This window comes from Holophagales bacterium, from assembly GCA_016719485.1.
Lineage (GTDB): Bacteria > Acidobacteriota > Thermoanaerobaculia > UBA5066 > UBA5066 > UBA5066.
In genome coordinates, this window is the sequence record JADJZB010000021.1 from 100,013 (window position 1) to 118,893 (window position 18,881).

The following is an 18,881-nucleotide window of genomic DNA, read 5'->3' on the forward strand; positions in this document are numbered from 1 at the left end:
CCGCAGGGGACGGCCAGGGGCCTGTCGGCTCGCCTGATATCCTCGCCCGCCCATGTCCCGGTACTTCACGACCCCCATCTACTACGTCAACGACCGTCCCCACATCGGCCACCTCTACACGACCCTCGTCACCGACACGCTGACCCGCTTCCACCGGCTCCAGGGCGAGGACGTCCGCTTCCTCACCGGCACCGACGAGCACGGCCAGAAAATCGAGAAGGTGGCGCGGAAAGAGGGCGTGGCTCCGATCGACGTCGCCGACAGGCACGCGCCGACCTTCCGGGATCTCTGGAAGAGATTCGGCGTCGCCAACGACGACTTCATCCGGACGACCGAGCCGCGCCACCGGATCGGCGTGACCGAGCTGATCCGGCGCCTCGAGGCGGCCGGCGACCTCTACGTCGCCGGGCACGAGGGGTGGTACTGCGTCGGATGCGAGGCCTTCTACCCCGAGAAGGACCTCGAGGACGGCAAGTGCCCAACGCACGGCACGGTCCCCGAGTGGCAGAAGGAAGAGAACGTCTTCTTCCGCCTGTCGAAGTACCAGGACCGCCTCCTCGACCTGTACGAGAAGGGGAGCGTCCCGGGGATCCCGTTCGTCTTCCCGGAGACGCGCCTCAACGAGGTTCGTTCCTTCGTCGCCGCGGGTCTGAAGGACCTCTCCGTCTCGCGGACGGCCATCGAGTGGGGAATCCCCTTCCCGGGCCACCCTGGGCACGTCGTCTACGTCTGGCTCGACGCGCTGACGAACTACCTCACGGCCCTCGGCCTCGGGAGCGGGGACGAGAGTGGAGACGAGAGTCTCGTCGCGCGCTACTGGCCCGCCGGGGACGAGCGCCGCGTCACCCACGTCGTCGGCAAGGACATCCTCCGCTTCCACGCCGTCTTCTGGCCGGCCTTCCTGATGTCGGCCGGCCTTCCCCTTCCGACGCAGGTCGTCAGCCACGGGTTCTGGCTGAAGGACCAGCGGAAGATGTCCAAGTCCGTGGGCAACGTCGTCCGTCCCGACGCCCTCGTCGACGCGTTCGGGGTCGACGCCCTCCGCTGGCACCTCATCTCCGAGATGAGCTTCGGGCAGGACGCCTCCTTCTCCGACGAGGCGTTCCTCGTCCGCTACAACAGCGACCTCGCCAACGGCCTCGGCAACACCCTTTCCCGCGCCGTGAGGATGGCCTCCGACGCCTTCGACGGGAAGACGCCCGGCGAGCGGTGCGACGACAACGAAGTGAAGCGGGTGGCGGACGAGTCCGTCGCCGCCTGGGACGCCGCCTTCCGGGGCTGCCGCCTGCACGAGGCCGCCGAGGCGATCCGCACGCTCCTCGGCGCCATCGACGGCTACATCACCGCGAAGGAGCCGTGGAAGCTCGTGAAGGCCGAAGGCGTGACGCCCGCCCTCCACCGGATCCACTTCAACGCCCTCGAAGGCCTTCGCGTCGCCGCGGTGATGCTCGCGCCGATCGCGCCGGGAGCCTCGGCCGAGGTCCTCCGCCGCCTCGGGACGCCGAGGAGCGCGGAGGAGCTCCGCCCGTCCGACCTGGCCTGGGGCGGCCTCCCTCTCGGCGCCCCGCTCGCCCCCGCCGCGCCCCTCTTCCCCCGCGCCGACGCGAAGGCGTATTTCGCCGACCAGGCCGCCGACGCGAAGGCCAGCCTCGCGGAAAAAGGCAAGGAGACCCCCGTGACCGAAGAGACGAAGCCCGTCGCCGCCACCGAAGCTCCCGTTGCTGCCGCTCCCGCATCCGCGGTCTCGGCCACCGCCGACGCGTCCGTCGCGCCTCCTGCCGGCCCGGCCGCGCCCGTCGGCCCGGCCGCTGCGCCCGTACCCGAGCCCGCCCGCATCTCGATCGACGATTTCTTCAAGGCCGACCTGCGGGTCGCCGAGATCATCGCCGCCGAGAAGGTCGAGAAGTCGAAGAAGCTGATGAAGATGAGGGTGCGGATCGGCGAGGAGGAGCGGACGATCGTCGCCGGCATCGCCACGGCCTACACGGGCGAGCAGCTCGTCGGACGGAAGGTCGTCGTCGTGGCGAACCTGATGCCCGCCAAGCTCATGGGGATCGAGTCGAACGGCATGGTCCTGGCCGCCTCGCTCCCGGGCACGGGCGAGCCGTCGCTCCTGGCGGTCGATCCGTCGGTCCCGTCCGGGACGAGAGTGAAGTAGTGCCGCTACGCCCGGCGGACGCGGACATTCCGGAGGATCCCGCCGCGCGGGAGAACCTCCGGCAGATCCTCGCCTCGCCGAGTACGCTGCGCGCGCACGAGGACCTCGCCTGGCTCACGCGCGACGACCTGCGCGGCGCGCGCCTCCAGCTGGAGCTGCAGAGGGCCGAGACGATCCTCACCGAGGCCGGGATCACGGGCACCATCGTCGTCTTCGGCGGGACGCGCGTCGTCGAGCGACCCGAAGCCGAGCGGCGTCTCGCGGAGGCCGAGGCGAGAGCCGCCGCGTCCTCTCCCGACGACGCCGGGGCGCAGCGAGCGATCGGCATCGCCCGGCGCGTCCTCGCCAAGGCGCGCTACTACGACGAGGCGCGCGCGTTCGGTCGCATCGTCTCCTCCACCTGCCAGCGAGGCGGGCGCTGCGACTTCGTCGTCGTGACGGGTGGCGGGCCGGGGGTCATGGAAGCGGCGAACCGCGGCGCCTTCGACGTCGGCGCCAAGAGCCTCGGCTTCAACATCGTCCTCCCGCACGAGCAGGTCCCGAATCCGTACATCACGCCGGGTCTCTGCATCCATTTTCACTACTTCGCCCTCCGCAAGATGCACTTCCTCATGCGGGCGAAGGCGCTCGTCGCCTTCCCCGGAGGATTCGGCACGCTCGACGAGCTCTTCGAGACGCTGACGCTCGTCCAGACGGGGAAGATGCCGCCGGTCCCGATCGTCCTCTTCGGGCGCGAATTCTGGGAGCGCGCGATCGACCTGCCGTACCTCGTCGCGGAAGGGACGATCGCTCCGCACGATCTCGACCTCGTGTCGTACGCCGAGACCGCGGTCGAGGCGTGGGAGACGATCGCGAAGTTCCACGGCATCGTCTGACGGGCCGTCGGCTATCCTCTGCGCCGTGATCGAGCTGGCCGATTCGCACGGGCACCTGACGATGGTCTTCGCCGGGCCCCAGGCCCGCTGGCCGACGCGCGCGGCGACGGACGCTGAAGTGGCCGATCTGGTCTCGCGGGCCTGCGACGCGGGGGTGACCCGCATCCTCGTGCCGGCGACGACGCTCGAGGATGCCCCGCGCGCCGTCGAGGTCGCCGAGCGATTCGACGGCGTCTTCGCGGCCGTCGGCGTCCACCCGCACGAGACGAAGGATTTCGACGAGGATCGCGTCATCCCGGTGCTCGAGCGGCTCGCGGCGTCGAGAAAGGTCGTCGCGATCGGGGAGATCGGCCTCGACTACTTCTACGACTTCGCCCCGAAGGACGACCAGAAGCGAGCTCTCGTCGCGCAGTTGAGGCTCGCCGAGAGGCTCGGCCGCCCCGTCCTTCTTCACAACCGCGAGTCGGAGGACGATCTCCTCGCTCTCCTCGAGACCGAGGCGAAAGGGAGCCCGGAGCGGTTGCGCGGGGTCTTCCATTCCTTCTGTGCGTCCGTCGCGACGGGCGAGAGGGCGATCGCCCTCGGGTTCCTGGTGAGCTACTCCGGGATGATCACGTTCCAGGCGGCCGGGAACGTCCGCGAGTCGGCGGCGGCGCTCCCGCTCGGGGCGATGCTCGTCGAGACCGACGCGCCGTACCTCGCCCCCGCGCCGTTCCGCGGCAAGCCGAACGAGCCGGCGTTCGTGGGGCGCACGGCGGCCCGGCTCGCGGAGGTCAAGGGGATCCCGCTCGAGGACGTCGGCCGAGTGACGACCGCGAACTTCCGGAGGCTCTTCGGCACGCCGTGAGACGCCGTCCGCCGCGCCCGCCCCGGCTCTCGATGGTCGATTTCGAGAAGCTCGTCGCCGAGGCGGTGGAGGGGCTTCCGCCCGAGTTCAAGGAGATGCTCGAGAACGTGATCATCGCCGTGGAGGAGGAGCCGGAAGAGGACGACTACGTCGAGACGGACACCCCCGACGACGAGGAGCTCTTCGGCATCTACCGCGGGCCGATGAGGACCGAGCTCGAGTTCGGCGCCCTCCCCGGACTCCCGCCGCAGGTGGTCGTCTTCCGGGGCCCGATCCTGCGCTGCTGCGCCTCGAACCGTGAGGCGGTCCACGAGATCCAGGACACCGTTCGCCACGAGCTCGGTCACTATTTCGGGCTCGAGGACGACGAGATGCCGTACTGAAGGGGCCGCTTCGGATGCGCCTTCGGTCCCTCGCCCTGGCCGCCTGCCTCGCCGCCGCCGTCGTCCTCGGCGTCCGCTCCGCGGCGTGGGCGGAGCGCGAATCGTCCCCCCTCTCCGACTGGCACTTCTGGATGGAGACGGACGAGCACGCGGCCGTCGAGACCGCCGCCCGGATCGCCGCCGGCAACTGGCTCGACGTGCCGGCGCACCGACCGTGGTTCTCGTGGCAGGCGCGATACGGCACCCCGGCCGAGTGGGACGCCGTCGTGCCGCGGAACGTGGCGTACCAGGGACCGGCCTACCCGTACCTCCTCGTCGCGGCCGGCGCGACCGGTCCGGGGCAGGTCCTGACCGCCCGTCTCGCCCAGCTTCTCCTCGCCGCACTGGCGTCCGGCGTCCTCGCCGCGGCGGGCGCCGCGATCCTGCTCCGGGCCGGGCTGAGGCCCGCCGTGGCGGTCGGAGCGGGCGTGGCCGCGGGAGTTCTTCACGGAATCTACGGTCCACTCGTCTTTCTCGACGGCTTCCTCTACCGGGACGGTCCGGTGGCCCACGTGTCGGCGCTCCTCCTCGCGCTTCCAATGCTCCTGGACCGTTCTCCCCGTGGGCGGGAAGGTGCAGGCCTCGGATTCCTCGTCGGGGTGGGGGCGCTCCTGAAGCAGACGCTCCTCCCGCTCGGGGTCCTCTCGGCGGTCGCCCTCGCCCTGCGGGCCGAGGACCGTCGCTCGAGGAGCAGGGCGATGGCGGGCTTCGGGGCGGGACTCCTCCTGGCCCTCTCTCCCTTTCTGGTCCGAAACGTCCTCGCCGGCGCGCCTCTCCTCGCCTTCGACACCCGCCCCCTCGTCGGGATCCCGTGGGCGAACGCCAGGGGCGCGGACGGCTCCGTCAACACGTCGCCCCTCCTCATGGAGGTGCTCCGCGGGGCCCGGGGCTCGACGCTGGGCGCAGCGGTACTGACCCTCGGGACGTGGCGCGACGACCCTCTCGGTCTGCCCGTCCTCGCGCTCCGGAAGCTTGCCAGCGCGGTGAATGGAGCGGAAATCCCCGACAACGCAAGCTTCGACTTCTTCCGCGATCGGCTTCCATGGCTCGCGCGGCTCCCGGTCTTCGCCTGCCTCCTCGGTCCGGGGGTCGGCGGGCTCCTCCTGGCGCGCCAGCGCGGCCTCCTGCGGAAGGGCGAGGGGATCCTCGTCGCGGGAGCTGGGCTCGTCCCCCTGGGCGCGTGCCTTCTCGTGTCCACGACGACGCGATACCGGAGCGGGGCGGCCGCGCCGCTGGCGCTCGGGACGGCGCTCCTCGGCGCTTTTCTCGTCGATGCGGTCCGCCAGCGGCGCCTGCGGAGGCTCGTCCCGCACGTCGCCCTCTCCGCGATCCTGTCGGCGCAGACCCTTCTTCCATCGCCCGTGCGCGCGTATACGCGCCGCTGGTCGGACACGATCGTCGCCGCCACGCTCACCGAGGCGCGAATCTCTCCCGAAGCGGGCGCTGCGGAGGTCAGACGCTACCTGGTGGAGCGGGGAGACGACCCGGACCGGCAGCACGGCCTCGCGGCGATGCAGCACTGGCTGGCCGGAGAGAGGGCCTTCACGAGGGTCGAGCCGGCGGGCGTCGCACCGCCGGAGCGCCGGTACTCGGCCGTGAAACGCTGAGGGAACGGAGGGCGCCGGAAAAAGGGAAGGCCGGGCGATCGCCCGGCCTTCGAAGTCTGAATCGTGTCGTCCGTGTCAGCGGCGCGGACCGCCGAAGCCTCCCGGGCCGTCCCGGCGCGGGGGGCGCGGGCCGCCGAATCCGGGGCCATCGCGACGCGGGCCGCGGTCGCGGTTGCCGAAGCCGCCTTCGCGCCGGAAGGGGGGACGGTCGTCTCCGCCTCCCTCGCCCTCGGGCGGGGTGGCGTTCAGCCCGAGGCGCTCGACCTCGGCGGCCGCCTCCTCGGGGGTGAGCGCCTGGCGGCGCGAGAGCTTGATCTTCCCGTTGACCGGGTCGATTGCGATGATCTTCACCTTGGCCTTGTCGCCCAGCTTCACGACGTCCGTCGTCTCGCGGACGCGGCCGGGTGCGAGCTCGGAGATGTGGACGAGCCCGTCGAGGCCGGGGAGGATCTCGACGAAGGCGCCGTACGGCTCGACGCGCTTGACGGTCCCCTCGTACTCCGTGCCGATCTCGGGGACGGTCGTGAGGGCGCGGATCGCGTCGATGCACTTCTCGGCCGACGCCATGTCGATCGAGGCGACGGTGACGGAGCCGTCGTCCTGGACGTCGATCTTGACCGAGTACTCCTTCTGGAGCGCGCGGATCGTCTTGCCGCCGGAGCCGATGACGTCGCGGATCTTGTCCTCGGGAACGTGGATCGTCAGGAGGCGCGGCGCGTAGGCCGAGATCTCCTGCCGGGCGGTCGGGATCGCCTTCTCCATGATGTCGAGGATGTGCATCCGGCCGGCCTTCGCCTGGGAGAGGGCCTTCTCGAAGACCTCGCGGCTGATGCCGGAGATCTTGATGTCCATCTGGAGGGCCGTGATCCCCTTGCGCGACCCGGCGACCTTGAAGTCCATGTCGCCGTAGTGGTCTTCCTGGCCGGCGATGTCGGTCAGGACCGCCCAGGCGTCGCCTTCCTTGACGAGGCCCATCGCGACCCCGGCGACGGCCGCGTTCATCGGAACGCCGGCGTCCATGAGGGCGAGGGAACCGCCGCAGATCGTCGCCATCGACGAGGAGCCGTTCGACTCGAGGATGTCGGACACGATGCGGATGGTGTAGGGGAACTCCTTCGGGAGGACGGCGTCGATGGAGCGCCACGCGAGGCGGCCGTGGCCGATCTCGCGCCGGCCCGGGGAGCCGAAGCGCTTCACCTCGCCGACCGAGAAGGACGGGAAGTTGTAGTGGAGCATGAACTTCCGCTCGAACTCGCCCTCGAGGTCCTCGATGAGCTGGGTGTCGTCCGAGGTGCCGAGCGTGACGGTGACGAGGGCCTGCGTCTCGCCGCGCGTGAAGAGCGCGGAGCCGTGGGTGCGGGGAAGGACGCCGATCTCGACCTCGATGGGCCGGACTTCTTCGAACGCGCGCCCGTCGAGGCGCTTGCGGTCGCGCAGGATCGTCTCCCGCGTCATCACCTCGACGAGGTCGGACATCGCGCGCTTGACCTGCGCCTTCAGCTCCGGCTGATCGTCGGGGACCTCGGCGACGGCCGCCTTCTTGACGGCCTTGATCTTCGCGTAGGACTCGATCTTGCCCTTCCAGGTGAGGGCTTCCATCATCGGCCCGTCCCAGCGCTTGCGAACCTCCGCCATGATCTCGGCGGGGACGGGGGCGGGCGAGGTGAACGCCTGCTTGACGATTCCCTGGCGCCGCTGGAGCTCCTCGATGGCGTCGATGACCTTGTGGAGCTCGCGGTGCCCTTCGAGGATCGCCTCGAGCATGAGGTCCTCGGAGACCTCCTTCGACCCGGCCTCGACCATGCTGACGGCCTGGCGGGTACCGACGACGACGAGGTCGATCGTCGACTCCTCGCGCTCCTTCTTCGTCGGATTGAAGACGAAGCGGTCGCCGATGCGGGCGACGCGGACGGCGCCGAGCACCTCCGTGAACGGGATCGGGTTGAGCGCGAGGGCCGCCGCCGTGCCGTTGATCGCGAGGATGTCGGGATCGTTCTCGCCGTCGGCCGAGAGGACGAGGGCGACGATCTGCGTCTCGAAGGCGTAGCCGGCCGGGAAGAGCGGCCGGATCGGCCGGTCGATCATCCGGCAGGTCAGGATCTCCTTCTCGGTGGGGCGCCCTTCGCGCTTGAAGAAGCCTCCCGGGATGCGGCCGGCGGCGTACTGGTATTCCTTGTACTCGACCGTCAGCGGAATGAAGTCGACGTCTTTCGGGTCGCGGGCGTAGCAGGCGGTGACGAGAACCACGGTGTCGCCGAGACGGACGACGGCCGAGCCGTCGGCCTGCTTGGCCACCTTGCCGTTCTCGATGGTGAGGGCACGGCCTCCCACCAGGGCGGTGACGGATTCCTTCATCGTTTCCTTCTTTCCAGCCGGAGAGGCCGGTGCGCGGCCCCCTGCCGGCACGGCTCCTACTTGCGGAGCCCGAGGCGCTCGATCACGGCCCTGTAGCGCGTCACGTCGCGCTTCTTCAGGTAGTCGAGCAGACGGCGCCGCTGGCCGACCATCATGAGCAGTCCGCGGCGGGAGTGGTGGTCCTTGGCGTGAGCCTTGAAGTGGTCGGTCAAGGACGTGATGCGCTTGGAGAGGAGCGCCACCTGGACCTCGGGGGAGCCGGTGTCGCCCTCGTGCCGCTCGAAGGCTTTGATCGTTTCCGTCTTGGGGGTGATGGACTGGGCCACTGTTCTCTATCCTTCTCTTCTCAATCTCGAACGGCAGAGGATAATTTCCGCCGTCGATCGGGTCAATTTCGGGGCCAGGTGTCTGTCCGGTGAGAAGATGCCGTCTGGCCCGTGGTCTGCCGTGATCCAGGGGTGAGAACCGGTGGCAGCCCATGTGCCGGTTCTTCCCGGTGTTCGATTCCCGTGCCGGCCCGCCAGGTGAAGGAACGGAGAAACCGGTGGCGGGCCGACAGGCCCCGGTTCCCCCGGGAACATATCAGTCTTGTAGCACGATCTTCGGTTTCACGAGGGCGAGGACCCCTCGGCCCAGCGGTTCGAGGTGTCCGAGGGCGACGAGCTCTCCCGAGCAGAGGAGGCGGATCCAGGGGGCGCCGACGGCCTCTGGTGGGACGCGGACGGGCACGGCGTGCCCCCGTTTGACCTTCGCCGCCTCTCCCGGAAGGAGGGAGACCGCGGGGAACGGGAGAGGGACCTCCGAGAGCGGAATCCAGCTCGGGGGGGAGGTCCGCTCCTCGGCCGGCAGGTCACCGAGAGCGGCCAGGGTGCGGGCGTTCTCCAGGAGGAAGGGACCGACGCGGGTCCGCCGGAGCGAGGAGAGGTGCGCACCGAGGCCGAGCTCCTTCCCCAGGTCGTGGGCGAGGGAGCGGATGTAGGTACCCGAGGAGCATTCGACGTGGAAGCGGGCGACGTCTTCCTCGACCGACAGGGTGTCGAACCGCGTGATGCAGACCTTCTTCGGGAGGTGCGGCACGGCTTCGCCCCTGCGGGCGAGCTCGTAGAACTTCTTGCCACCGATCTTCTTCGCCGAGAACGGCGGGGGCGCCTGCTCGAAATCGCCGACGTAGCGGCTGCAGGCGGCCCGGACCACTTCGGTGTCGGGGCGCGGGTCGGGGTGCGGGTCCCCGACGGGGGTCCCCTCCCGATCGTAGGTGTTCGTCTCGACGCCGAACCGGATCGTTCCCTCGTAGCTCTTGTCGGAGCTCGTCAGGAACGACTGGAGGCGTCCTGCCCGGCCGACGCAGAGGACGAGGAGGCCGGTGGCGGCCGGGTCGAGCGTCCCGGTGTGGCCCACGCGGCGCGTTCCGAGGAGGCGGCGCACGGCGTCGACGACGTCGTGGGAGGTGATGGCTTCGGGCTTGTCGACGAGGAGGAGCCCCGACGGACCGTCGTTCGGGGCCTGGGCAGTGGTCATCCGGGCTCCTGGCTCACCGCGGCGGCGAGTGCGTGGACGATGTCGGCTTTCGCGGACTCCCAGGTCCCCGCGACGCGGCAACCGGCGGCGTTGCGGTGACCGCCGCCGCTACGCGCGGCCGCGACGGAGCGGACGTCGACGGACCCCTTCGATCGGAGAGAGCACCGGAAGACCCCCGGCTCGTCGCTCTCGCGGACGAGGGCGGCGGCCTTCACTCCATCGATTCCCCGGGCGCGGTTCACGAGCCCTTCGCCGTCGGCCTCGTCGGCGCCCGACTCGGCGAGGAACCTCTTCGGAAGCGAGACGAGGGCGACGCGCCCTTCGTCGTGGAGCTCGAGCGTCCCGAGGACGAGGCTCTCGAGCTTTATCGTGGAAAGGGGCCGGGCCTCGTAGAGGAACTCGTTCACGACGTCGGGCCGAACGCCTTCCGTCACGAGCCGGGCGCCGAGCGCGAGGGCGCGCGCGGTGGTGTTCCCGTACCGGAACGACCCGGTGTCGGAGACGAGGGAGACCCAGAGGTTCGTGGCGATCCGGGGCGTCATCGGCCACTCGAGGCGGTCGAGGAGGTCCGCGACGATCTCGCCGACGGCGGCGGCCGGGAGGACGACGAGGTTGTGCGTCGCCCAGCGGGTGTTACCGGGGTGGTGGTCGACGTTGACGGTCGTTCCCGAGAGGAGGGCGGGAAAGCCGGGACGTTCCGGCTCCGGGCACTCCATGACGAGTGCGGCGTCCCATCCGGAGGGCCAGTCGGGCGGGAGCTCCGCGGAGATCCGGACGTCGCTGACGCCGGGCATCCCCTCGTACGAGCTCGACCAGCGGTCTCGCATGACGACGAGGGCTTCCTTGCCCCGGTCCTGGAGCGCCTGAGCCAGGGCGAGGGCCGAGCCGAGAGAGTCGCCGTCGGGGTTCCGGTGGCCGGTGAGGAGGAAACGGCGTCCCGAGGAGAGCAGCGACGCGACGGCCTCGAAATCGGCCTCGGTCACTCCTTCTCCTCGTCCTTCCCGGCTTCTTCGCCCTCTCCGCCTTCTTCTTCGGGGGGAGGCGGCAGGTGCTTCAGGATCTCCTCGATCCGCGCTCCCCGCTCGATGCTGTGGTCTTCCTCGAACCTCAGCTCCGGCGCGAAGCGCAGGCCGCAGTTTCGGCCCACCATGCCGCGGAGCATCGGAGCGGCGCGATTCAGGGCGGCGACGCTCTTCTCGAAGGCGCCCTCGCCGCCGAAGACGGAGACGAAGACGCGGGCCGAGCGGAGGTCGCTCGAGAGGACGACGTCGGTCAGGGTGGCGAAGCCGACGGCGGGATCGGAGACCTCGGTCCGGATGAGCCGCGAAAGCTCCTCGCGGACGACGTCGGCGACCTTCCGGGGGCGGCGGCGCTCTTTCATGAAGGCTCCTCTGCGGCGCCGAAGGAGGAGCCGGCGGCGCCGACGTCGCCGTATTCGAGGAACTCGCTCCGGAGGGAGGTCAGCTCGACTCCCGATTCCTCCGCCCAGCCCTCGACGTAGTCGACGACCTTGGAAAGCAGGGGCTCGAGGGCGGAGCGGTCCGGACCGACGGCCACGACGCCGACGGCGGCCCGCTGGAGGAGGTCCTGGTGGGCGACCTCGGCCGCGGAAATCTCGAAGCCGGTACGCAGGCGTGCTTTGAGCGGCCGCATGAAGGCCCGCTTCTCCTTCAGGCCTCGGCAGGAAGGGAGGTGGAAGTCGAAAACGGCGAGGGCGACGACCATCGGTTCTCCGGAGGGGACGCGGCGTGGGGGCCAGCGCCCCGGGGCGGATGCCCCGGGGCTGATCCTCCGGCCTTACGTCAGGGAGGCGGCGACCTCTTCGGTCACGAAGGCCTCGATGACGTCGCCGACCTTGACGTCCTGGTAGCCGGCGATGCCGATACCGCACTCGAAGCCGCTCTTGACCTCGGAGGCGTCTTCCTTGAAGCGGCGCAGCGAACCGATCTTCCCCTCGTAGATCACGCGATTGTCGCGGAGGAGACGGGCGTTGGCGCCGCGCGGGATGACCCCGTCGACGACCATGCAGCCGCAGATGAAGCCGATCTTCGGGATCCGGAACGTCTCGCGCACCTCGGCGCGGCCCTTCGCGATCTCCTTGCTCACGGTGTCGAGCAGGCCCGCCATGGCCTTCTTGATCTCGTCGGTCAGGTTGTAGATGACCGAGTAGAGGCGAATGTCGACGCCTTCCTTGTCGGCGAGCTCCTGGGCCTTGCGCTCCGGCCTCACGTTGAAGCCGATGACGATGGCCTCCGAGGCCGAGGCGAGGAGGACGTCGTTGACGGAGATCGCCCCGACGCCGGTGTGCAGGACGTTGACCTTGACCTTGGCGGTCGAGAGCTTGTTGAGGGACTGGGTGATGACCTCCTCGGAGCCGTGCACGTCGGCCTTGAGGATGATCGGGAGCTCCTTGACCTCGCCCTTGGCCATCCGGGTGAAGAGCGAGTCGAGCGAGAGGCGCGAGGTCTTGGCCAGGGCCTCTTCCCGCTCCTTCTGCTGGCGGAACCCGGTGACCTGGCGGGCCTTCGACTCGTCCTCGACGACCTGGAGGGAGTCGCCCGAGTTCGGGATGTCGTCGAAGCCCATGACCTCGACGGGAGTCGCCGGGCCGGCCTCGAGGACGCGCTGGCCGCGGTCGTCGAGCATCGCGCGGACGCGGCCGACGGCCGAGCCGGCGAAGAAGACGTCGCCGACCTTCAGGGTCCCGTGCTGGACGAGGACCGTGGCGAGGGTGCCGCGGCCCACCTCGCGACGGGCCTCGAGGACGACGCCGCGGGCGGGCCCGTCGACGGCGGCCTTCAGCTCGAGGAGGTCGGCCTGCAGGAGGATCATCTCGAGCAGAGCGTCGATGCCGATCAGCTTCTTGGCGGAGATCTCGCAGGAGACGACCTCGCCGCCGTACTCCTCGACGAGGACGCCCTTGTCGGCGAGGGCCTGCTTGACCCTCATCACGTTCGCCTCGGGCTTGTCGATCTTGTTGATGGCGACGACGACCGGGACCTTGGCGGCGCGGGCGTGGTCGATCGCCTCCGCGGTCTGCGGCATGACGCCGTCGTCGGCGGCGACGACGAGGACGACGATGTCGGTCGCCCGGGCGCCGCGGGCACGCATCATGGTGAAGGCCTCGTGGCCGGGGGTGTCGAGGAAGACGATCGCGCGGCCCTTGACCTGGACGCGGTAGGCGCCGATGTGCTGCGTGATGCCGCCCGCTTCGCCCTCGGCGACCTTCGCCTTGCGGATGGCGTCGAGGAGGGACGTCTTGCCGTGGTCGACGTGGCCCATGACCGTGACGACGGGAGCGCGGGGCTTCTTGTCGGCGGTGGAGGCCGCGTTGGCCGCTTCGTCATCCGCCTGCGACTGCTGGCGGGAGAGCTCGAGGTCTTCCTCGAAGGAGACGACGGCGGCCTCGATGCCGAAATCGCGGGCGATCTCGACGGCGAGGACCGGGTTCACCGGGTGGTTGATCGCCGCCAGGATGCCGCGGCCGAGGAAGGCCTTGACGAGGTCCTTGGCGAGGATGCCGGTCTTCTCGGACAGCTCCTTGACGGTGACGCCCTCGGAGAGGAAGACGGGGCCGCTCTGGTCCTTCTTGACCTCGATCACGGCTCCGGTCTCGGTCATCATCGTCCGCTTGCCGGCGCGGCGCTGGGCCGACTTGGAGATCGGCCTGTTCGGATCGACCTCCTCCCCCTCGCCCGGTACGGCGCCCGGGACGTCCTCGTAGGTGTCTTCCCGGAAGGTGCCGAGGTAGTCGCGGACGTTCGTCGCCAGAGCGGAGGCTTCCTTGGTCCTGAGCTTCTTCGAAGCGGTCTTCTTGTCGTCCTTCTTGGCCGGGACGGCGCTGCCGCCCTTGACAGCGTCCTTGCGCCTGCTGCGGTCAGTGGTCCCGGGAATGGCCGGCGGAGGCATGGCGGGAGCCATCGGGCCCCCTCGTCCGAGCATGCCGGGGCGGGCGGGGAAGCCGGGGCGGGGAGCGAAGCCCGGCCGCGGCGGCATCCCGGGCCGCTGGAACGTGCCGGGTGTGGCGGGTGCGGGAATGGCCGGGCGAGCGACGACGGCTCCTGGAGTGGGCCGCGCCACGGCGCGGATCGTCGCCGCGCTCGGGGGCGCGATCACGGCCCGGCCGGAAACGCCCGACCGGGGTGCCGCCGCCGAGGAGACGGGGGGTGCCGACCGCATGGCCTGCGGAGCGTGATGCGAGGACGACGGCGCAGACGCCGGATTCGACGGCTGGAGAGGCATGGATGCCGCGGTAGCAGCCGAGAGCGGCACGGAGGGCTCCCCGGTGCGCTTCATGATGCGGCCGAGTGCGCCTGCCGGCCCGCCGGGGCGCGCTCCGGGCACCGCAGGCTTCTGTGCCGCGGCGCGAAGGCTGGCGGGCGAGGCGGTCTGGATGCCGCTCGCAGAGCGGCGGACCGCGCCGGTGGCGGGAGCCGTGGCCGTGGGGCGAGGCACCGGCGGCTTGGCGGGCGCGGGGTGTCTGGGCGGATGGACCGCAGCCGGCGGATGGGTCGCCGCTGCTGCCACCTTCGGGGCCTCCGTGACCGGGGCCTTTTCCGTCTCGGCGGCCGGAGGTGGAGCTTGCCGAGGGGGTTCCTCCAGAGACGGGACGGGGGCGGCGGCCGAGGGGACGGCCGGTTCGACCGGTTCGACCGGTTCGGGGGTCGCGAGCGGGGCAGGCGGCGCCGACGCGGCAATCGCGGCTTCTGGAACCGGCTCGGGCGCGGGTGCCGCCACTTTGGCCGCTGCCCTGCTGGCCCGGGAGGGCGCCTTCACCGGCGGCGGTTCCGGGGCGACGGCCGGGGCGGGCTCAGTGACCAGAGCAACCTTTGCGGGCGGGGCCGGTTCGGGAGCCGGGGCCACCGGAACGGGCTTGTCCGCGGTCGGCGCGACGGATACGGTCTCCGGCTCCGTCGGCGCGACCTGTGGCGTCGAGCCGGCAGCGGCCTCGACGGCGGGCACGTCGGCATCGGACGTCGCGCCTTCGGCTTCAGGCCCCTTGTCGACGATCTTGATCCGCTTGAGGGCGGCTCTCTCCGCCTTCGGCTTCGGCGTTCCGACGACGCCCGCGGCGGGAGGCTGCGGAAGGGGAGTCTGGCGCACGATGAGCGTCTTCGGCGCCTGGGTCTTCCCGGTCAGGATCGCCTGCGCGGTCCCGGGGTCGAGAACGGATTCGGCCGACTTGACGTCGACCCCGATTCCCTGAAGGAGGAAGAGAACCTCCTTGGGGGGTTTGCCCATCATGCGGGCGAGCTCGGCAACGGTGAACTTCGCGGACATCGTCTTCACTTCTCGGGGTTCTCCGTCTCCGGCCCGGAATCCCCGGGCTCGCTCGCCGTCTCGCCGCTGGCGTCCTCGGCACCGGCGTCGCCGGCTTCCTCGGACCCTTCGGCCTCGCTGGTCTCTTCGGTCTCTTCCGTCTCTTCGGTCTCTGCCTCTTCGCCGTCCTCGTCCGTGGTGAGGAAGTCGCCCTCTTCTTCTTCGGGCTCCTCCTCGGCCGGAGCCGACTCGAAAGCCCTGAGAGCGTCGAGGGCGTCCAGGCGGTCGTCCTCGTCGGGAAGGGCGGCGTCGAGGCGGCCGCTCGCTTCCTCGTCCTCGCCGCCGTCGGCCTCGAGGACCTCGCCCACGGTCTCGAAGCCCGCCGCGGCGAGCGCCTCGAGGGCGGCCGGCTCGAGCTCGAGGATTTCGGCGAGCGCCGTCCCGCGACGCTGCGATGCGAGGAGCATCCGCTGGAGGGCCTGGGCGACCTGCTCCTTGACGGCCTGCTCGCTCTTGATGTCGATCTTCGCTCCGATGAGCGCCGAGGCGAGGCGGACGTTCTGTCCGCGCTTGCCGATGGCGAGAGAGAGCTGGTCTTCCTCGACGATGCACTCCAGGGTCGGCATCGTCTCCTCGCCCTCTTCCTCGACGCCTTCCTCGGCGTTCATGAGGGAGACGCGCGTGATCTTCGCGGGGGAGAGCGCGTTCTGGGCGTACGCGATGACGTCCTCGGAGAACTGGATGATGTCGATGCGCTCGCCGCGCAGCTCCCGGGTGATCGCCTGGACGCGTGCGCCGCGCATGCCGACGCAGGCGCCGACCGGGTCGACGTCCCGCTCGCGCGAGGAGACCGCCACCTTGGCGCGGTCGCCGGGCTGGCGGACGCAGCCGCGGATGACGACGGTCCCGTCGTAGATCTCGGGGACCTCCATCTCCATGAGACGCATCAGGAGCTCGGGGGCCGTCCGGGAAAGGACGACCTGAGCGCCCTTGGGGTTGCGGTGGACGTCGACGAGGACGCCCCGGACCCTCTCCCCCTGGGTGTACCGCTCGGCGCGGGACTGGTGCTCGCGCGGAATGACCGCCTCGGTCCGGCCGAGGTCGACGATCATGTCGCCGCGCTCGAAGCGCTTCACCGTTCCGGTGATCAGCTCTCCGAGCTTCGGGGCGTACTCGTTGTAGATGTTGTCGCGCTCGGCCTCGCGGACCTTCTGGTAGAGCACCTGCTTGGCGCTCTGGGCGGCGATGCGCCCCAGCCCTTCGGTCGAGCGGAAGAGGCGGATCTCGTCGCCGATCCCGGCCTCGTCGTGCGAGACCGCGATGGCCTCGCCATCGGGGTCCCGGACGACCTGCCAGCTCTGCCCGGCGAGCTCGCCCGAAAGAAGGCCCGGGATCTCCTCGGGGAGGAGCTCGATCCAGGGAAGGCGAATCTCTTTTTCGGCATCCGCGACGGCCGCGGGGGGCGGCGGCGGCACGTAGCCGATCGGTATGTCATCGGGGTCCATTTCCGGGACCGCGGTGACTTCCGGCTTCGTCTTCTGTTCGACGATCCGGTAGGGGGTCCAGGCCGTCAGCCCGCCGGTCTCCGGGTCGAAGCGCGCAGTGATCTCGCGCACCTTGTAGACCTTGCGCGCTGCCGTCGCGACCGCCTCCTCGAGCGCGGAGACGAGCCGGTCGAGCTCGATCTCCTTGTCGCGCGAGGCGGCCTTGAGCGCGTCGAGCATCTCGATCGCCTTGGTCGGAGGCGGGGCCTTGGCCGCCTTGGCGGCCTTCGCGGAACGGGCCGTCCTGGGCCGGGAGGCAGTGGGCGGGGCCTCGGTCGAGCTCATCGTGTCGGGTTACTCCATGCGTCCGTGCGGCGAGGTGAAAGGTCGGGCTCGGGTTCAGAACTCGGGAATGAGGCGGACGACCTTGACGTCGCCGAACCGAACAGTGTAGCGGCGCTTCCGGTCCTCGTCCATGACGATCAGGGCGTCGCCTTCGACGGCCTCGAGGGGGCCCTTCAACCGTTTCGCGCCGTCGACCGGTACGGTTGTCGCGACCTGGACCCGCCGGCCGGCGAACCGGCGGCAATCCTCCAGGGTCCAGAGGGGCCGGTCGAGGCCCGGGGATTCGACCTCGAGGAGGTACGCGTCGGGAATCTCGTCGCCCGCTTCGAGAATCTCATCGGCGAGATGCGATGCAGTCTCGCAATCGGCGAGGGTCACCCCGCCGTCGCGGTCGATCGTCAGGGTCAGCTTGCCCTTTCTTGCTCCCGGAACCCAGCCGGCATGGCACAGCTCGAGGCCTCGCCCCGCGAGGGCCTCGCGTATGCGACCGAGGGTCTCGGCGCCGATCGGAATGTCGGATCTCACTACGTCACCATTGGATAGCTTGTGGTTAGCCTGTCGTCTCCAACAAAAAAGGGTGGGCGTCGAAGCCCACCCTCAAGACCTTGAAAGTCAGCTCCCAGAAGGTGATTCATACCACCAATGGAGCGTTCGGATCAAGCTGACGGCGGGTAAGATGCGCGGTCTCGGCGTCCGCCGGGACGTGTGGCACGGAGTTCCCATACGTCGACTCGGGGGACCGTCCGTGTCGCCTGTCAGAAATTGAAGAGAGACCAGCAGAGCCTGCTCGACCTCGACCCGTCCCGTCCGGAGGACTCGCTTCCCATCCCGTGGCCGCCACCGGGAGGGCTGGACCCTGCTCAGGATCCCTTCGCGCGTCCTGCGCCTGTCGCGATCGAGGAGGTCCCGATCCCGCTCCTGGCGCTCGACCTCGAAGAGGAGGTCGAGCGGGAGACGCTCGCCTCCCGATGGGGATTCTCCAGGGAGAGCGCCGTCGCCCTGTCCGTCCTGCTCCACGCGCTCTTCGCGTTCCTGGTCATCGTGGCACCGCTCGGACGAAACGCTGCTCCCAACCCCGACGAGCTTCCTCCCGACCTTCTCGGACTCAACAAGCTCTGGGCCATCCCGCCTCCCCAGCCGCCGATCCCGATCCAGTTCTACCCCGCACCGGGTCCGAAGGCGCCCCAGCCCGGGCCGAACCCCCGGCCGTCCGACCTCGACCGGAAGGCGGGAGGGGGTGATCCGAGGCTGCCGAGGGCCGAGACGCCGAAAGTCGAACGCGAGCGCCGGAATCCGGGATCTCGACCAGGGAAAGCGGGGAGAGGGACGCGGCGAGGCCGAGGCGGCTCGCGCGGCGGCGGAAGCCGCCCGCCAGGCGCAGGCCGCGGCAGCCGGGGAAGACGGCACGCCCGGGGACGTGTCGGACACCGGGAAGGGCGCGCCGGTCGCGAAAGGTCTCTCAGGGCTGGCGTCGAGCCCTCTCAAGCAGATCTCCGCCGCGGAAGCCGCGCGCGTCGCGGCGCAGGAGGGGCGCTCGGGCGGCGGCGGAGACGAGGGTGGCGGATGGGAGTCTGAAGGGGGTTTCGTCGATTCCGGCCCTCTCTCGTTCGACACGAAGGGCTACGAGTGGGGCCCTTACGCGGCCGAGATGATCCGGAAGATCAAACGGAACTGGGAGATCCCGAAGCTCGCCCACTACGGGATGAAGGGCCGCCTCGTCGTTCGCTTCTTCCTCATGAAGGACGGTCGTGTCGAAGGCCTTCGCCTCCTCGTCTCGTCCGGAGTTCCGCCGTTCGACAACGCCTCCATGCAGGCGATCCGCAACTCGAGCCCCTTCCGCGCCCTTCCGCCGGATTTTCCGAATCCCCGGGAGGGCGTCACGATCACGTTTCTCTACAACATCCGGCCGGAAGAAATGGACTCGCTCGACCCGGGCAAGAACCCGCCCCGGCCCCTCCTTCCCAGATGAACGGCCATAGGGCGACAATCGCGACACTCCAGAGCGGCCTGA

Annotated in this window: 15 protein-coding genes; 6 read left to right on the forward strand and 9 right to left on the reverse strand. The window is 70.2% G+C overall.

Annotation, left to right across the window (positions count from 1 at the left end; translation table 11 throughout):
• The first annotated feature begins 52 nt into the window (after positions 1-52).
• Genes metG through IPN03_12385 form a run of 5 tightly spaced genes read left to right on the forward strand, consistent with a single transcriptional unit; the run spans position 53 to position 5,909 of the window.
• Positions 53-2,158, forward strand: coding sequence for a methionine--tRNA ligase (metG, locus tag IPN03_12365; GenBank protein ID MBK9374490.1), 2,106 nt, complete (start codon positions 53-55; stop codon positions 2,156-2,158).
• Positions 2,159-2,184: 26 nt separating this feature from the next.
• The gene (locus IPN03_12370; GenBank protein ID MBK9374491.1) at positions 2,185-3,033 is read left to right on the forward strand and encodes a TIGR00730 family Rossman fold protein; all 849 of its coding nucleotides are present in this window, start codon (positions 2,185-2,187) and stop codon (positions 3,031-3,033) included.
• Positions 3,034-3,058: 25 nt separating this feature from the next.
• Positions 3,059-3,880, forward strand: coding sequence for a TatD family hydrolase (locus IPN03_12375; GenBank protein ID MBK9374492.1), 822 nt, complete (start codon positions 3,059-3,061; stop codon positions 3,878-3,880).
• Positions 3,877-4,263: a metallopeptidase family protein gene (locus tag IPN03_12380; GenBank protein ID MBK9374493.1), complete on the forward strand. Its 387-nt coding sequence runs from the start codon at positions 3,877-3,879 to the stop codon at positions 4,261-4,263. The genes IPN03_12375 and IPN03_12380 overlap by 4 nt, the downstream gene beginning before the upstream one ends.
• A 14-nt stretch (positions 4,264-4,277) precedes the next feature.
• The gene (locus tag IPN03_12385; protein ID MBK9374494.1) at positions 4,278-5,909 is read left to right on the forward strand and encodes a hypothetical protein; all 1,632 of its coding nucleotides are present in this window, start codon (positions 4,278-4,280) and stop codon (positions 5,907-5,909) included.
• 75 nt (positions 5,910-5,984) lie between these two features.
• Here IPN03_12385 and pnp read toward each other — a convergent pair whose 3' ends face one another.
• From pnp to IPN03_12430, 9 genes are all read right to left on the reverse strand, one after another.
• Complete coding sequence (gene pnp, locus IPN03_12390) at positions 5,985-8,264, reverse strand: polyribonucleotide nucleotidyltransferase (protein MBK9374495.1); 2,280 nt, start codon at positions 8,262-8,264, stop codon at positions 5,985-5,987.
• A 56-nt stretch (positions 8,265-8,320) separates the two neighbouring features.
• Positions 8,321-8,590, reverse strand: a complete 270-nt coding sequence (gene rpsO, locus IPN03_12395; GenBank protein MBK9374496.1) for a 30S ribosomal protein S15 — start codon at positions 8,588-8,590, stop codon at positions 8,321-8,323.
• A 256-nt stretch (positions 8,591-8,846) separates the two neighbouring features.
• Positions 8,847-9,782, reverse strand: coding sequence for a tRNA pseudouridine(55) synthase TruB (gene truB / locus IPN03_12400; GenBank protein ID MBK9374497.1), 936 nt, complete (start codon positions 9,780-9,782; stop codon positions 8,847-8,849).
• Positions 9,779-10,765 (reverse strand): bifunctional oligoribonuclease/PAP phosphatase NrnA, encoded by a 987-nt coding sequence (locus IPN03_12405; GenBank protein ID MBK9374498.1) that lies wholly within the window; start codon positions 10,763-10,765, stop codon positions 9,779-9,781. The genes truB and IPN03_12405 overlap by 4 nt, the downstream gene beginning before the upstream one ends.
• Positions 10,762-11,163 (reverse strand): 30S ribosome-binding factor RbfA, encoded by a 402-nt coding sequence (gene rbfA / locus IPN03_12410; protein MBK9374499.1) that lies wholly within the window; start codon positions 11,161-11,163, stop codon positions 10,762-10,764. The genes IPN03_12405 and rbfA overlap by 4 nt, the downstream gene beginning before the upstream one ends.
• On the reverse strand, positions 11,160-11,507 hold the full coding sequence (locus IPN03_12415) for a DUF503 domain-containing protein (GenBank protein MBK9374500.1): 348 nt from the start codon (positions 11,505-11,507) through the stop codon (positions 11,160-11,162). The genes rbfA and IPN03_12415 overlap by 4 nt, the downstream gene beginning before the upstream one ends.
• A gap of 72 nt (positions 11,508-11,579) precedes the next feature.
• On the reverse strand, positions 11,580-15,062 hold the full coding sequence (gene infB / locus IPN03_12420) for a translation initiation factor IF-2 (protein MBK9374501.1): 3,483 nt from the start codon (positions 15,060-15,062) through the stop codon (positions 11,580-11,582).
• 5 nt (positions 15,063-15,067) lie between these two features.
• A complete protein-coding gene (gene nusA / locus IPN03_12425; protein ID MBK9374502.1) occupies positions 15,068-16,870 on the reverse strand; it encodes a transcription termination factor NusA in 1,803 nt (600 codons plus the stop codon).
• 54 nt (positions 16,871-16,924) lie between these two features.
• Positions 16,925-17,395, reverse strand: a complete 471-nt coding sequence (locus IPN03_12430; protein ID MBK9374503.1) for a ribosome maturation factor RimP — start codon at positions 17,393-17,395, stop codon at positions 16,925-16,927.
• A 712-nt stretch (positions 17,396-18,107) separates the two neighbouring features.
• Here IPN03_12430 and IPN03_12435 point away from each other — a divergent pair.
• Positions 18,108-18,839, forward strand: a complete 732-nt coding sequence (locus IPN03_12435; GenBank protein ID MBK9374504.1) for a TonB C-terminal domain-containing protein — start codon at positions 18,108-18,110, stop codon at positions 18,837-18,839.
• Positions 18,840-18,881 lie beyond the last annotated feature (42 nt).

Bases quoted from the DNA above. Each gene is read 5' to 3' on its own strand.
- metG (MBK9374490.1), top strand. From the start codon at position 53: ATGTCCCGGTACTTCACGACCCCCATCTACTACGTCAACGACCGTCCC.
- IPN03_12415 (MBK9374500.1), bottom strand. From the start codon at position 11,507: ATGGTCGTCGCCCTCGCCGTTTTCGACTTCCACCTCCCTTCCTGCCGA.
- truB (MBK9374497.1), bottom strand. From the start codon at position 9,782: ATGACCACTGCCCAGGCCCCGAACGACGGTCCGTCGGGGCTCCTCCTC.
- pnp (MBK9374495.1), bottom strand. From the start codon at position 8,264: ATGAAGGAATCCGTCACCGCCCTGGTGGGAGGCCGTGCCCTCACCATC.
- rbfA (MBK9374499.1), bottom strand. From the start codon at position 11,163: ATGAAAGAGCGCCGCCGCCCCCGGAAGGTCGCCGACGTCGTCCGCGAG.
- infB (MBK9374501.1), bottom strand. From the start codon at position 15,062: ATGTCCGCGAAGTTCACCGTTGCCGAGCTCGCCCGCATGATGGGCAAA.
- nusA (MBK9374502.1), bottom strand. From the start codon at position 16,870: ATGAGCTCGACCGAGGCCCCGCCCACTGCCTCCCGGCCCAGGACGGCC.
- IPN03_12385 (MBK9374494.1), top strand. From the start codon at position 4,278: ATGCGCCTTCGGTCCCTCGCCCTGGCCGCCTGCCTCGCCGCCGCCGTC.